This window comes from Prevotella sp. oral taxon 313 (assembly GCF_003043935.1).
Classification (GTDB): domain Bacteria; phylum Bacteroidota; class Bacteroidia; order Bacteroidales; family Bacteroidaceae; genus Prevotella; species Prevotella jejuni.
Genome location: NZ_PYXE01000001.1, coordinates 219,815 through 232,919, shown reverse-complemented (window position 1 = coordinate 232,919; position 13,105 = coordinate 219,815). Strand labels below are relative to the sequence as shown.

At 43.6% G+C, this 13,105-nt stretch carries 17 protein-coding genes and 1 tRNA gene; 8 read left to right on the top strand and 10 right to left on the bottom strand.

The window, feature by feature from the left end:
* Nucleotides 1–2 precede the first annotated feature (2 nt).
* From AXF23_RS00990 to AXF23_RS00965, 6 genes are read left to right on the top strand one after another with little or no spacing between them, the layout of a single operon-like run.
* Complete coding sequence (locus tag AXF23_RS00990; RefSeq protein ID WP_107623976.1) at nucleotides 3–305, top strand: hypothetical protein; 303 nt, start codon at nucleotides 3–5, stop codon at nucleotides 303–305.
* Complete coding sequence (traM, locus tag AXF23_RS00985; protein ID WP_107623975.1) at nucleotides 298–1,566, top strand: conjugative transposon protein TraM; 1,269 nt, start codon at nucleotides 298–300, stop codon at nucleotides 1,564–1,566. The genes AXF23_RS00990 and traM overlap by 8 nt, the downstream gene beginning before the upstream one ends.
* Before the next feature lie 48 nt (nucleotides 1,567–1,614).
* Complete coding sequence (gene traN / locus AXF23_RS00980; protein WP_107623974.1) at nucleotides 1,615–2,565, top strand: conjugative transposon protein TraN; 951 nt, start codon at nucleotides 1,615–1,617, stop codon at nucleotides 2,563–2,565.
* Nucleotides 2,559–3,152, top strand: coding sequence for a conjugal transfer protein TraO (locus AXF23_RS00975; protein ID WP_107623973.1), 594 nt, complete (start codon nucleotides 2,559–2,561; stop codon nucleotides 3,150–3,152). The genes traN and AXF23_RS00975 overlap by 7 nt, the downstream gene beginning before the upstream one ends.
* A gap of 12 nt (nucleotides 3,153–3,164) precedes the next feature.
* On the top strand, nucleotides 3,165–3,623 hold the full coding sequence (locus tag AXF23_RS00970; RefSeq protein ID WP_107623972.1) for a DUF3872 domain-containing protein: 459 nt from the start codon (nucleotides 3,165–3,167) through the stop codon (nucleotides 3,621–3,623).
* An 11-nt stretch (nucleotides 3,624–3,634) separates the two neighbouring features.
* Complete coding sequence (locus tag AXF23_RS00965) at nucleotides 3,635–4,144, top strand: glycoside hydrolase family protein (protein ID WP_107623971.1); 510 nt, start codon at nucleotides 3,635–3,637, stop codon at nucleotides 4,142–4,144.
* A 14-nt stretch (nucleotides 4,145–4,158) separates the two neighbouring features.
* On the opposite strand, the gene AXF23_RS00960 is transcribed toward AXF23_RS00965, so the two are convergent.
* From AXF23_RS00960 to AXF23_RS00910, 10 genes are all read right to left on the bottom strand, one after another.
* A complete protein-coding gene (locus AXF23_RS00960; RefSeq protein ID WP_107623970.1) occupies nucleotides 4,159–4,929 on the bottom strand; it encodes a hypothetical protein in 771 nt (256 codons plus the stop codon).
* 175 nt (nucleotides 4,930–5,104) lie between these two features.
* Nucleotides 5,105–5,320 carry a hypothetical protein gene (locus tag AXF23_RS00955; RefSeq protein WP_107623969.1) on the bottom strand — a complete coding sequence of 72 codons (216 nt, stop codon included), beginning with the start codon at nucleotides 5,318–5,320 and terminating at the stop codon, nucleotides 5,105–5,107.
* A 4-nt stretch (nucleotides 5,321–5,324) separates the two neighbouring features.
* Nucleotides 5,325–5,579, bottom strand: coding sequence for a hypothetical protein (locus tag AXF23_RS00950; protein ID WP_107623968.1), 255 nt, complete (start codon nucleotides 5,577–5,579; stop codon nucleotides 5,325–5,327).
* 27 nt (nucleotides 5,580–5,606) lie between these two features.
* Nucleotides 5,607–6,881 carry a PcfJ domain-containing protein gene (locus AXF23_RS00945; RefSeq protein WP_107625757.1) on the bottom strand — a complete coding sequence of 425 codons (1,275 nt, stop codon included), beginning with the start codon at nucleotides 6,879–6,881 and terminating at the stop codon, nucleotides 5,607–5,609.
* A 4-nt stretch (nucleotides 6,882–6,885) separates the two neighbouring features.
* Nucleotides 6,886–7,305 carry a PcfK-like family protein gene (locus AXF23_RS00940; RefSeq protein ID WP_009236093.1) on the bottom strand — a complete coding sequence of 140 codons (420 nt, stop codon included), beginning with the start codon at nucleotides 7,303–7,305 and terminating at the stop codon, nucleotides 6,886–6,888.
* A 5-nt stretch (nucleotides 7,306–7,310) separates the two neighbouring features.
* Nucleotides 7,311–7,742 carry a hypothetical protein gene (locus tag AXF23_RS00935; RefSeq protein WP_004364805.1) on the bottom strand — a complete coding sequence of 144 codons (432 nt, stop codon included), beginning with the start codon at nucleotides 7,740–7,742 and terminating at the stop codon, nucleotides 7,311–7,313.
* Between the two features lie 343 nt (nucleotides 7,743–8,085).
* Complete coding sequence (locus tag AXF23_RS00925; RefSeq protein WP_107623967.1) at nucleotides 8,086–8,433, bottom strand: hypothetical protein; 348 nt, start codon at nucleotides 8,431–8,433, stop codon at nucleotides 8,086–8,088.
* 140 nt (nucleotides 8,434–8,573) lie between these two features.
* On the bottom strand, nucleotides 8,574–9,038 hold the full coding sequence (locus AXF23_RS00920; protein ID WP_008824114.1) for a DUF1896 domain-containing protein: 465 nt from the start codon (nucleotides 9,036–9,038) through the stop codon (nucleotides 8,574–8,576).
* A gap of 35 nt (nucleotides 9,039–9,073) precedes the next feature.
* Entirely contained in the window at nucleotides 9,074–10,297 is a 1,224-nt protein-coding gene (locus tag AXF23_RS00915; protein ID WP_107623966.1) for a site-specific integrase, read from the bottom strand.
* 310 nt (nucleotides 10,298–10,607) lie between these two features.
* Nucleotides 10,608–10,681: transfer RNA gene (locus tag AXF23_RS00910), tRNA-Ile, on the bottom strand.
* Nucleotides 10,682–10,932: 251 nt separating this feature from the next.
* Between AXF23_RS00910 and AXF23_RS00905 the strand changes: the two genes are divergently transcribed.
* Nucleotides 10,933–11,904 (top strand): bifunctional riboflavin kinase/FAD synthetase, encoded by a 972-nt coding sequence (locus AXF23_RS00905; RefSeq protein WP_107623965.1) that lies wholly within the window; start codon nucleotides 10,933–10,935, stop codon nucleotides 11,902–11,904.
* 4 nt (nucleotides 11,905–11,908) lie between these two features.
* A complete protein-coding gene (locus tag AXF23_RS00900) occupies nucleotides 11,909–12,742 on the top strand; it encodes a CPBP family intramembrane glutamic endopeptidase (RefSeq protein WP_107623964.1) in 834 nt (277 codons plus the stop codon).
* The last annotated feature ends 363 nt before the right edge of the window (nucleotides 12,743–13,105 follow it).

Below are 13,105 nucleotides of genomic sequence, written 5' to 3'. Positions count from 1 at the left end.
CTATGGCAAGGAAAAGAAACTTTTTACTCTCACGTCACTATCTGCGCTTTCACCTATGGCTCCGCCATCGTTGTGAAAGGCTCACGATAAGGCAGAGAAAGGAAATCGTCTATGGGCTGAGCTTCATCTATCTGCTCTGCTCACTTTGGATGATAGCGCAGCTTTTCCTTCCTCCAAAGAAGGAAAAACTACCCATCCCCACGGGAAAGCTGACGGACAGTCCGATACGGACGGACAGTACTTTACAAGAGTTACACGGCAATTTTTACCTACAACATCATCAAACAATCAAAGAAAATGGATAATAAACAGAAAGAACAAATGAAGAAAGGCTTGGTCTTCGGAGGATTAGGACTACTGTTTGCCCTTTCGATGTGGTTTATCTTCGCACCATCGGGCAAGGATAAGACTGCTGCGGAGCAGGGACTCAATGACAGCATCCCGCAGGCAACGACGGAAAAGCTCACCGAAAACAAGCTCAAAGCCTACGAATTAGGCGACAAGGCACACGAGGAAGAACAGACCCGTGAGGAGATGGGCAGACTATCGGACTATTTCGCACAGAACACTGCTCCATCAGAGGAGCAGCGTGCAGAGACAGCTGCTTCTACGGCAAAGATAGAAAACTCCATGCATCGCTATGAGGAGAATAATCGGCTCTTGAACTCTTTTTACGCTCCCGAACCACACGAGCAGGAGCGTGAAGCCTTGCGCTCGGAGATAGATAATCTAAAGAAAGAACTATCTCAAAAGGATAGTAAGGAGGACAATGAAGAGAAACGGCAGCTTGCACTGATGGAAAAGAGCTATCAAATGGCAGCGAAGTATCTCCCTAAAGCATCAACTCCACCTACCTTCAATAATGGTTTGACGGCTGGAAAGGAGAAGACGGAAGACACTGTAGGTGGCTCTGAAGCCGCTAAGGGCAAGATCATGCAGAATGAAAAGCCTGCAATGGAAGTTCTGCCAGAGCGTAGGCAGATAGTATCCTCGCTTGATCAGCCTATGAGCGATGTGTACTTTATGGAGGAATACGGCAAAAAGGCTCGCAATATGGGTTTTCATTCGCTTGCAAGCACGGCTGTACCTACAATGCGCAATACGCTGAAAGTCGTCGTGGACAGGACTACTGTTCTTAAAGAGGGTGACAATGTAGTCCTTCGTCTGCTTGAAACTGCCAAGGTACAGGGACTGCACATTCCACGACAGAGCCGACTCATAGCCGTCGCTAAGATTGAGGGTAACCGTATGCACCTGCTTATCAAAAGTATAGAGGTGGACGGCCATATCATAGCTGTCAAGCTCTCGGCATATGACACAGACGGACAGGAGGGCGTGTATATACCAGGTTCGGAGGACATCAATGCGCTTAAGGAAGTTGGGGCGAACATCGGTGGTTCAATGGGCACATCCTTTACCTTCGCTTCCTCTGCCAAAGACCAAATTATCTCAGAGGCTGCACGTGGTGTGATGCAGGGTGCAAGTCAGCTGCTTCAGAAGAAACTGCGTACTATCAAGGTAACGCTCAAGGGTGGCTACCGCCTTTTCTTGGTTCAGTCCAAATAAAACAATCGAAAATGATAAGTAAAAAATAACATCAAATCAAAAAGAACAATGAAGAAAATTATTTTATCAATGGCTATGCTTGCCATGGTGGGAGCAACAGCCACTGCACAGGAAAACAATGATGGTCTGACACCAAACCGTCCACTTACTTCGGGAGAGCTGTTTCAAGGTATGAGCCGTGCCATACCAACGGGACGTGTCGTACTGCCGTATGGTCTTGACGTTACCTTTGACAAGACCGTGCATCTTATCTTCCCTTCTGCCATCCGCTATGTAGACTTAGGTTCACAGAACATCATCGCAGGAAAGGCGGAGGATGCAGAGAACGTACTACGTGTAAAGGCTTCAGTGAAGGACTTTGAGACGGAAACCAATATGAGTGTCATCTGTGAGGACGGCTCTTTCTATGCTTTCAACGTGAAGTATGCCGATGAGCCGGAGAAGCTCAGCATTGAGATGAAGGATTTTCTCTCTACAACAGAAGGTAGACTGCCGAGCAACCGCTCTGATATTTACTTTAAGGAACTCGGTAACGAGTCGCCCGTATTAGTAAAACTGATGATGCAGACTATCTATCAGAACGACAAGCGTACCATCAAACATATCGGTGCACAGCAGTTCGGCATGAAGTTCCTGCTCCGTGGTTTGTATGCCCATAACGGCTTGCTGTATTTCCACACTCGAATGGAAAACGGTACAAACATGCCGTACTCGGTGGATTTTATCACCTTTAAGGTTGTAGATAAGAAGATGGCAAAGCGTACCGCTATGCAAGAACAGCTATTACAGCCACTTCGTGCCTATCATCAGGTGATGCAGGTAAAGGGCATGGGTAGTGAACACACTGTGTTTGCACTCGAGCAGTTTTCTCTTGCAGAAGACAAGCAGCTTGAAGTGACACTCTATGAGAGAAATGGCGGTCGTACGCTGACCTTTTATGTAACGACGGAAGATCTGCAGTTGGCAAAGAAGATTGATAACCTCAAACTGAAATGGTAGACATTATGAAGAAGATAATCATTTTATCGGTTTGTGCAGCGGTGGCAATGGCTTTTAGCTTGCCAACGCAGGCACAGCGACTGATACCCAAGCAAAGGGGAATAGAGATCGTAGGGAGTGTTCCACTTATTAAGGGTGAAAAGTTCCTTGCAGCTGACAATTTCGGTATAGGAGCATCACTCACCCGATATCTGAGTCGTGAGAATTATGCCTTTGTTATGGCAGAGTATGAACAGCAGAATATGCCGTACAGAAGTTATAACGTAAAACTCAAGGATGCTCTCTTGCAGGTGGCCTATATGCACCCTATTCTCTCCGACAGAGGTAAGAACGTGTTTCTCTATGGTGGTATATCCGCTTTGGGTGGCTACGAGCAACTGAATGAGGACAAAAGGCTGCTGCCCGATGGGGCAACACTGCTCGACCGTTCCCGCTTTGTCTATGGCGGTGCCGTGCATGGTTCGGTAGAAGTGTTCCTAACGGACAGGGTTCTCTTTCTTGTAAAGGCACAGGGACGTTTCCTCTTTGGAACGGACGTGCATCGTTTTCGTCCGGCTGTTTCTGCAGGACTAAGGTTTAACTTTTAAGTAGAAGAAAAGATGAAGAAGATATTGAATACGATTTGGGTAATGGGTGTGCTGACCTTTGCCGTGTTTTGCCTATCTGCTTGTGATAGGAATTTGGATGTTCAGCAGTCTTATCCGTTTACGGTGGAGACAATGCCGGTTCAGAAGGACATCATAAGGGGGCAGACGGCAGAGATACGCTGCACGCTGAAGCGAGGTGGTGAGTTTGCCGACACTCGCTATACGATACGTTATTTCCAGTCTGATGGCAAGGGCTTGCTAAGAAATGACAACGGCACTGTCTTCAAGCCTAACGACCGCTATCCGCTTACAAAGGACGTGTTTCGCTTATACTACACTTCGCTGTCATCTGACCGCCAGACGATTGATGTATATGTGGAGGATAGTTTCGGGAAAGTTCAGCAGCTAACCTTTAGTTTCAACAACGAGCGAGAAGAGGGCAAGGATAAGCCTGCATCTTCTCGCCACTAAGAACGTAATTGATGCGAACGATAAATGCTTTCATTTTACTTTGTGTATTCTGCCTGTTCTGTCAGCCGACCCTTGCCCAGCGCAGGGTGCGGCTGGCAGACTTGCCACCTTTTGAGCGTGCGGTAGTTGTTGTGAAATACTTTGAGGGACTCCATAATAAGCCGAAGGATTTTCCTTATGTAGGATATGGTCATCAGTTGCAACCAGGAGAGCACTTCACAGCGGATATGACAGAACGGCAGGCGGACTCACTGCTCCGTGCCGACCTTTGGAAATGCTTTGAACACTTCAAAGGGTATGGTAAAGATGCGCTGCTACTTACATTGCTTGCCTATAATGTGGGTGTGGGGCGATTGCTCGGTTATGGCAAGCACCCCAAGAGTAAGTTACTGCGAAAGATAGAAGCTGGAGACAGAAACTTCTATCGGGAGTATGTTTCGTTCTGCCGATATAAGGGAAAAGTTTTGAGTGGGTTAGTCAAACGGAGAAAGGTTGAGTTTGCGCTGTTTTATATCCCATAAGAGGTTAGTTCCTGCTATAAGAAATTTGGATACTCTTGAAAAAAAGAGTGTATGGCATTTCTCATCCTGTTATAATATGCCTCTTCTCCTCCGCTAACGGGATATGATGGGTGATATGAGTTTACTATAATGAAATGATGCTTTTCCGAGAAATATATCCATTCGTCATCTCCATCTCCAAAAGCTTTTATGTCTGGATATAATTCTCTCAAGAGATCTATCCCACAGCGGCGGGTGCAATCTAAGTAAATAGAGGCATCCTTGTATATAACCAATTGTTTCTGTAACAGACTGCGAAATTTATCGACATATAGAGCCAAAAGACCATTATCAATAGAACTACCCCCAGGAACTTTTTTGAGGTTCACTCTTACCCAGGGTTTAGTTTCAAAACATTCTTGAGCAATTTCAATATCAGGAAAATTAGGAATATTCCCCTTATTATCCATATTCAATAGAGCATATACCCATCTACGTAAGTTTCTATAGAATATATGATTGGATGGTGTTGGCTCTTCAACTCCATTCTTGCGAGCATGCTCTTCTCTAATATCCCATGCTTTTTCATCGTTAAGCTCTTTGGTAAGGACAACTAACCCTCGTTTTCGATTACAATACTGATACCATTTCTCTTCTTCATCACCACAATCTCTGCCCCAGCAATCGTTGGTATAGTAAAAATCTCCCAAATAGTGCAACCCATCTGGAGAGATTTCGCTATTATTACCTAAAAGTGCTTGATATTCTTTGAAGATAAGTTCTTCTTGTTTATGTATAGTCTCCATTGATACAAATTATTATTACATCTGCAAAGGTATTTATTTTTTAGTATTAAGTTTTAACTTCCTGCGACTTTCTTTTGCTTCTTTTCTTTGGTCGCCTACTTGTTCAAAGAGAAAGAAAAGAAGCCACGCAAATTTTCGATTTGCGTGGCTCTTAGTTTTATTAAAGGTACTATTTCTACACTTTCGTTATTCTGTCTATCCTTTTATTGGGATGTCTGTCAAATGCCCAGTTTATTTCATTATCGGGCAAAGTGCTGTGAATGCTGCCACCCATAACCAACCCACAATTTTGCAGGACTTTTTGCCGTGCGTCTTCTTTGCTCTCCGCAACCACATCAAACACTCCATCGAAGATGTATTGCGTCCGAACTCTGTAAACTTTCTTCTTCATAATCTTAAAATTCAACCTTTAATAACCTGTATTCCTTTGGCTCTCCATTGGATAATCTGCGGTGTTTAAGCCAAAAATGATGTGCGCCATAGCCGTATGCAAAGAACTTGTCAAGCTCTGTTTCTTCGGCTATTTTGTTGATAGCCGACCTTAACTCCTCTTTGTTGTCGGATAGGGTTATCTCATTAATCACCCTAATGAGAATATGCGGTATCTCATCCGCATAGTCGTAGATAATGTTTTCAATCTCTGTCTTCATATCTCTGATAATTTAATGGTTCATACTTTATGCTGTCGCTTTCATTCTTCGGCTTATAAGACCTCGATTGGCATTGACAAGGTTTACTATTTGCTCGTGATATTCCGTATTCTTGTTGCATACCCCACGACTTTGCACCACTTCCAAAGTTCGTAAAGACATTTCAATGGTTTCTATTCGCTTGCCATCAATGGTAGCCGAAAGGATAAGGGAGTCCTCCTTGAGGTAGTATGCATTAGAAAATACGCAATGGTGCATTGATACACCTTCTTCCAAATGCTCCTGCACGCTCTCCAATACGTGGACTTGGATAGTGCCGTCCGTGAAACAGATACCGAAAAATTTGGATTTGAGTTCCTTGAAACGTTTTTCGTCTTCCATTGCCTTCTGCTGCTTCTGTCTAATCTCCTCCCTTTCACGCTGTCTGAGAAGTTCTTCGTGTTTGCGGTCGTGTTCACCTTTAAGGTTTGTTGGGCATAAATATTTTGGATTATGAATATCCTTTCCTAATCTTCTAAGTGTATCTACATAATCACTCCAAAGAGAAATGTCTGCTATCTCATAGCCGTTACGAACTGCAATCTTGTAGGGCTGCCATAGTTCCTCAAAAGTCCTCTTGTTGCCAAGAAAGTAACGTAAATGTTCTGTGCGACCTGCTTTTAACAATGTTTCCACTCGGCTGTCTGTAAGCAATGCAGGAATAAGCAGGATAGGCACGATGCCATAGAAATTATCCTTAAAACCATTTCTCTGAAGTATTTTTGTAACCTTGAACTTCGGATATATGGGTGAGTAGGCAATATGCTGATAGGCTTCATTATCGTTGCGTATCGCCATAGGACTATAATAGGAAAAGGTATCAACATAGTGTCCCAAAACCCTCTGTATGGCAACCATAGCTTTTCGTCCCTGCATATTCCACCAATATTGCCCAATCTCTATTATGGAAGTCTGTGCTTTGTAACCTTTCTCCATACCCACGATAAGTAGGAACATACGTAATACTTGAAACTCTCCACAAGTAGTAAGTATGGTGAAATACTGCTTCTGCTGCAACTTGCGCTCAAAGGTTTCCCTGACCAGCAACTTTGCCCTGCAATGGGGGCAGGTGCAAGTGTCCTTCGGCTTATCCATTGTCCAACTATGCCCACAATCCATACAAGTGGTGCGACCTTTTGGCAAGCGGTAGGCGAAGTGGTCAATACACTCACGGAATGCCCACTTACTTTGTGTCTTGGTTATCGGGCGAAGATGCTTGCTTTGTTCCAAAACTGCCTTTTCAAATTTGTTTCTCGGTTTCATAGGCTTAAAAATCAAATAGTGATGGTTGTACTTGGGTTGCTACATTCTCGGTCTTTTTCACTCGTGCGTTACGGCTCTGTAACTTGGCAAGTTCCTCACGCTGATATTGCTTAATGGCTTCCTGTCTTGCTTTGGCTTTTTCTTCCTCTGTGAGTTCCACAACGTGATTGACGGCTACTTGGCAAGAAACAGCCTTACCCACCTCTATATCGTCCTCATCGTAGTAGTGAACAGCCATAGAGAAAATTTCATCATCATCAAAGCCATTGCAACCGCTTTTCTGCACTTCATTAAGAATGTAGGTGATGCACTCCTCGATATTCTTGTTAGGTTTCATCAAGTTAGGGGCAAACAATGGGTCTGCCATAGCACGCTGATTGAGATACTCGGCTATTGTCCGTGTAAAATGTTCTGTACCTTTCATATTGCTTAGTATTTTGGGATTTCTACTATCTGATTGATGCGCTCATATAGGTAGGCTCTTAGGCTTGTTCTGTCGGGTGCGTAATACTCTGTCCATTGTCCGTACTGATTGACAAGGTATTTCTTCAGCACATCGAAGAAGTCAAAGCGATAGCCTTGTAGGGGAACGGCAGTACGGAAGTAGGTATTAGAGTTCACCGCTTCACATAGCCAATTCTTTTCCTCACGGCTCATCATTTCGCCACGATAGAGTTTCATACGCAGGAGATATACTTTGCTATTACAAAGGCTCTCCAACGGGGGAACGTCCCATTGTACAAACTTAATTGCCAACACTTGCTCACTTTTTTCAGCCGTAGGGTTAATGCGGTAATGAGAGGAGGAGCTATATCCTTTTCTGTTCATCGAAGATGTTGTATTTACTTTTTGCTTATCCATAGCGACATTTTTTTTATGCGTCCAAAGATCGGAGTATGCTGATTCCTTTTTGTAGCAAAATAGAGGTAGCGGGGCAGGCTTACACAAGGTTTTGTCGGAAAATACTACCCGTAGGTGTGGAGATTTTCCAGACAAACCAAGCGGCACAGACCTTTTGAAAGCCACATGCCCCGTACTACCTTTGCGGATAAAAAGGGAACAGCATCCGTCTTCTTGTCATCGCATATCGTGGAGCATTGGAAAAGAAGCAAAAGTGCAACGCTCGTAGTGGGAAATAGAAAAGGTGGCTATCTCAAAATGCGAGATAACCACCTAATGAAATAACATGAAAGAGCTGTGCTTCTCAAAGCACGCATAGCAGAATGGCACAGAGAATTGCCAACCAAAAGAGAATGCTCAGCAGCGTAAATGTTATTTTCAGAACTATCCGGACTATAAAGCGTAGTATCAGAAAACCTGCAATGACAGAGACGACAGTTACGACTTGCGGCGTAACAATCTTTGAGATAAGCCAAATGATACCGATAACGACGGAAAGCAGGATATCGAGTTCGATGAAGCGTGTCCAACCGAAGCGGCGGACTTGCTTGGGAGAAATCGGCTGCTGCTTGATATTATCGGTTTTGTTTGATGCGTCTGCCTTGATGAAGGCAGGTGTGTGGACATCTTGATTCATGATAAATGTATTCATATCGGAGCTTTTAATAGTTTCAAGAGCAATAACAAGATGCGCAGGCTACACAAAGACAAGTGTTTGTACAAACTCTTGGCGTGTGGAGCGGAGCGTTTATCTTGGCTCTTGACACTACAAAAGCTCCCGATGGTGTTACATCAAGTCATGTTCTCGCTATTGACTGTTGGTAGGCTATTAACCTCGATGATCAGAACGATTGTCCCTGTCAGTTCGGTGTAGAGTTTCTCATACTCTGGACTTGCACCAAAGTCGTCCGTCAGTTCATACTTGTCGAAAACGCTTTGCACAGCTTTGTTCTTCAGAAGCATTGGTGTTAGTCTTTCAGGAAGAGGAGAAGGGAGTTCTTTCTCGAACTCATTCTCTAAGACAGATACAAGCGTGTCATACTTGGAAAAGTGCAAACCTTGGTATAAGACTTCACTTGCCATTGTCTCAGCTTCGGGATGCGAGAAGCCTTGTGCCACAGCATCGCAGTAGGAGGTAAGTGCTTCGTCGGCTCTTGCCGTTATGAATGGTTTGTCACTCAGCATTTCGGGGAAATGCTCACTGAGATAATTCTCTAATTTCAAACGGAAGTAAGATAGTTCTTTCTTTGTTTCCATAATCGTCTATTATTTTAGGGTTATACATTAATATATTATATGCCCATGGCTGTATTAAACTTACTGAGCTTTCCAGCCAGTTCTTCCATGTCACGTTCAACTTTCTTGTTTGTTATTCGTGCATAAATCTGAGTTATTCTGATATTTGTATGTCCAAGCATCTTTGATACAGACTCCATTGGTACCCCTTTGGATATAGACATAGTGGCGAAAGTATGCCTTGCCATGTGGAAGGTCAGATTCTTTTTTATGCCACAAAGGTCGGCAATTTCTTTCAAATATGAGTTGATACGCTGGTTGCTCATCATAGGAAAGACTTTCCCCCCTTTTCTATTGATGTCGTAGTACTTTCTTATAATGGCAAGTGGAATGTCCAGTAACATGACGTTTTCATCTACGCTTGTCTTGTATCTCTTGGTGATAAGCCATTGTCTGTCTTCTACGGTAACAATTTTATCGTAGGTAAGATTATATACGTCAATGTAGGCTAATCCCGTGAAGCAGGAAAAAATAAAAATATTCTTTACTAACTCCAGCCGTTCTATGTCAAAGTGCTTCTTCATAATACGGAGTACCTCTTCTTCTGTGAGGTAGCCACGATCTACCAATTCATAGCGCAGCTTGTGATTCGCAAATGGATCATGCATGATAAGTCCTCTGTTTCTCGCATAGTTCACGACCGTTTTTAGGTTTCTCAATTTCTTGGTGGTTGTGTTATGCACACCACCTACAACAGATGTAAGGTATAATTCGAAGTCCTGAACAACGGCACTTGTCAGTTCTGTCAGTCCAATATCCTTGCGATGATACTTTGCTTGTAGGAAATGCTGAAAGTTCTGCCTCACCACCTTATACTTATAAAAAGTACACTTAGTTAATGTCTTGCCAACTTGTTGTGTGATGGAGTCTATGTACTTATCAAAGACTGGCAGAAAAGTTGTATATTCTTTGTCTGTACCAAGGAATACTGACCTGATAAGGTCTATGGAAAGTTCTTCTGATGTTTCATATTTCCTGTAAATCTGCATCAGTGTTGTTGTCAGTGCATCTATAGAAGCATTAATGGAGAGTGCTTCTGCTGTTCTGCCAATCATTCTGCTGGTTTTGTTACTCCACTTGGATTTATCCACAAAAATTTTAGTGGATCCAAGATTTGCCTTTTCGCCACCGAGATATATTCGGAGCATTACAGGTGATTTTCCTTCTTTGTTCTCATAGTTGGAACGTAGGTAGTAGGATACCTTGAAAGTTGTTTTCATAACGCATCATTTTAGTGTAGCTTTTTGGCTACAAAGTTCGACATAAGTTCTTGAAAACGAAAGTTTTGCATGCCGTCAATTTGATAGTCATTTTCCATTCATTGCTACATTTTTTTGAGAGCCTGCTTTTGTGTAGCAATTTCTGTAGCAGAAAATGACCGAATGATGACTATCAAAAGGTATAGTTTGGCAGTCAAACGGATATGGATAAAAAACAAAAAATCGCTGTAAAACCTTGATTTTACAGCGATTATCCTTGTTTTGAAGGCTAAAATGACGCGTTGTTTGACGTCCTTTTGAAACCTATTTGTGGACCAGCCTGGGCTTGAACCAGGGACCTCCAGATTATGAGTCTGTTGCTCTAACCAACTGAGCTACAAGTCCTGAATTTCGTGAATTCGGCTGCAAAGGTAATCAATTAAATGGAAAAAGGAGAATAGATGATAAAGAAATTTAATGTTTTAACACATTTTGAGTGAGTCGAGGTCGGTTTATGACCGATTTGGTGTATCTTTGCATAAACGTAGAACGATTTTGGAGGGCATGGTTCTTTATTGCTTTCATGATTTCGTAGTAGGAACGAGAATGTCGTTTAGATGGATTTACCATTAGGCGATTATATAAGATAAAAAGGATTGAACATTATATATATAAATAAAGGTGAGGCACGAGAGATGCCTGAATTGGTGGCTACCATCGGCTTCTTTGATGGCGTACACCGTGGTCATCGTTTTCTGATAGACCGTGTCATAGAGGAGGCACAACGGTCGGGAATGTCGTCAGCAGTAATCACCTTCGACCGACACCCACGTGAGGTGTTACAGACTGATTATCAGCCTGATTTGCTGTCGACGCTCGACGAGAAACTGCTGTTGCTCTCCAAGACGCATGTCGACAATACTGTTGTATTGCACTTCGATGCTTCTTTAGCCGCACTCACGGCCCATGACTTTATGCGAGACGTCCTACAAGGCGAGTTAAAGGTAAGAAAACTCATCATAGGGTACGACAATCGTTTCGGACACAACCGTTCGGAATGTTTTGACGACTATGTGCGCTATGGTAAGGAGTTAGGGATTGAGGTCATCCGTGCCGATGCCTTCCTGCCTGACGACGTTCGTGTAAGCTCTTCAGTCATAAGGACTTGCCTCCGAGAGGGTAGGGTTGAGGAGGCTAATCGCCTATTGGGATATGATTACACGATAGAGAGTCGCATCGTCAGTGGCTATCAGAACGGGCGTAAGATGGGTTTTCCAACCGCCAATCTCGATGTGACACGTTGCCAGCAGCTCCTCCCTGCGTCGGGCGTTTATGCCGTTTTGGTGCGTTTGAAGGATTCTGTTGGTTGGAAGCGAGGGATGATGAACATAGGACATCGCCCCACCTTCAACGGCACAACCACCTCGATGGAGGTCAACCTCTTCAACTTCTCTGGCGATCTCTATGGTCAGGAACTCCTCGTCAGTTTTATTAGTAAGATAAGAGACGAGCGTAAGTTCGATTCTATCGACGCCTTAGCCGAACAGTTGCAGCACGATAAAGTTCAGATTAACAAGCTCTTCGATACGTCTTATCATATCGACGACAACCTCATTAATATCCAATAAGATAATGCAAAAGAATACTAAAAACGTGTGGAGCGCAGTATTATATATCATACTGTTTATATCACTTTTCATCTTTATTCAGTCTATCTCTTTGTTAGGAAGCGGCTATGTTTTCAATTTGCTAAGCGGTAATGGAAAAGTTCATAGCGTCATTCCTAATAATTCTGGAGAGTGTATTGCAGTGTCAGCAGTCCTAAGTAGTTTTATGACAATTGTCCTTTTCGTTGCAATGCGATGGGCACCTGTCTCCCGCAACTATCTTAGGAGCCGTCCTTGGGGCGTCTTCGTCTGGGCCGCGCTATTAGCTTTAGGTTCCATCCTCCCGACGGAGTACCTTGTAGAAAAGATTAATCTGACCATGCCAGACACCACGAGAATGATGTTCGAAGATGTCATGAAGGTCTCTTGGGGTTATGTAGCCATAGGTTTGATGGTACCGATAGCCGAAGAGATAGTCTTTCGTGGTGCCATACAGCACACGCTGCAAGTGGCGTTAGGCAAGCGTTATCCTTGGATAGCCATCGTCATCTCAGCTTTGATCTTTGGTTTTATTCATCTCAATAAAGCGCAGGGTGTCCACGCCTTTGTGATAGGTTTGCTCTTAGGATGGATGTATTACCGTACAGGCAGCATACTCCCAGGACTCGTTTTCCACTGGGTCAACAACAGTGTAGCCTATCTCATGTTTAACTTACTACCAGAGATGAACGATGGAAAGCTCATCGATTTATTCCATGGCGACGACCGAATGATGTATGGAGGACTGTTTTTCTCACTCTGCATCTTCGTTCCTTCGTTGTTGCAGTTGATGAGGCGGATGACAAGCGGACAGCGATAAGCCTCCACGTGCTTGTCTTTATGTAAACATTTTTCGTCCCTCACGGACGTAACACATGCCCTTCTTGCATATAGAAGAGGCCTTTCAACATTCCAAAACATGCCCTTCTTGCATGTAGAAGACGCCCTTCTTGAAGCAAGAAGGGCGTCTTCTTTATTGCTATTCGTAACACTTTGATTTCTTGTGGGTTATCCGCTCGGTTTGAGTGGTTGCCATGCTCTTGTTTAGAGGGCGTTTAGCTTGATTTTATGTAATGTTTTTTTTCTCACAGAAAAGCACAGATGAACAGAACACACAAAGTTTCATAGAGGCCTTGCGGCCGGCAGATAGCACAGAGCGTTACATCTATCATTGGCAGTAACG

What these genes read in the sequence shown, in the direction of transcription:
- AXF23_RS00990 (WP_107623976.1), top strand. Translation starts at nt 3, where the DNA reads ATGGCAAGGAAAAGAAACTTTTTACTCTCACGTCACTATCTGCGCTTT.
- traM (WP_107623975.1), top strand. Translation starts at nt 298, where the DNA reads ATGGATAATAAACAGAAAGAACAAATGAAGAAAGGCTTGGTCTTCGGA.
- traN (WP_107623974.1), top strand. Translation starts at nt 1,615, where the DNA reads ATGAAGAAAATTATTTTATCAATGGCTATGCTTGCCATGGTGGGAGCA.
- AXF23_RS00975 (WP_107623973.1), top strand. Translation starts at nt 2,559, where the DNA reads ATGGTAGACATTATGAAGAAGATAATCATTTTATCGGTTTGTGCAGCG.
- AXF23_RS00970 (WP_107623972.1), top strand. Translation starts at nt 3,165, where the DNA reads ATGAAGAAGATATTGAATACGATTTGGGTAATGGGTGTGCTGACCTTT.
- AXF23_RS00965 (WP_107623971.1), top strand. Translation starts at nt 3,635, where the DNA reads ATGCGAACGATAAATGCTTTCATTTTACTTTGTGTATTCTGCCTGTTC.
- AXF23_RS00960 (WP_107623970.1), bottom strand. Translation starts at nt 4,929, where the DNA reads ATGGAGACTATACATAAACAAGAAGAACTTATCTTCAAAGAATATCAA.
- AXF23_RS00955 (WP_107623969.1), bottom strand. Translation starts at nt 5,320, where the DNA reads ATGAAGAAGAAAGTTTACAGAGTTCGGACGCAATACATCTTCGATGGA.
- AXF23_RS00950 (WP_107623968.1), bottom strand. Translation starts at nt 5,579, where the DNA reads ATGAAGACAGAGATTGAAAACATTATCTACGACTATGCGGATGAGATA.
- AXF23_RS00945 (WP_107625757.1), bottom strand. Translation starts at nt 6,881, where the DNA reads ATGAAACCGAGAAACAAATTTGAAAAGGCAGTTTTGGAACAAAGCAAG.
- AXF23_RS00940 (WP_009236093.1), bottom strand. Translation starts at nt 7,305, where the DNA reads ATGAAAGGTACAGAACATTTTACACGGACAATAGCCGAGTATCTCAAT.
- AXF23_RS00935 (WP_004364805.1), bottom strand. Translation starts at nt 7,742, where the DNA reads ATGGATAAGCAAAAAGTAAATACAACATCTTCGATGAACAGAAAAGGA.
- AXF23_RS00925 (WP_107623967.1), bottom strand. Translation starts at nt 8,433, where the DNA reads ATGAATACATTTATCATGAATCAAGATGTCCACACACCTGCCTTCATC.
- AXF23_RS00920 (WP_008824114.1), bottom strand. Translation starts at nt 9,038, where the DNA reads ATGGAAACAAAGAAAGAACTATCTTACTTCCGTTTGAAATTAGAGAAT.
- AXF23_RS00915 (WP_107623966.1), bottom strand. Translation starts at nt 10,297, where the DNA reads ATGAAAACAACTTTCAAGGTATCCTACTACCTACGTTCCAACTATGAG.
- AXF23_RS00900 (WP_107623964.1), top strand. Translation starts at nt 11,909, where the DNA reads ATGCAAAAGAATACTAAAAACGTGTGGAGCGCAGTATTATATATCATA.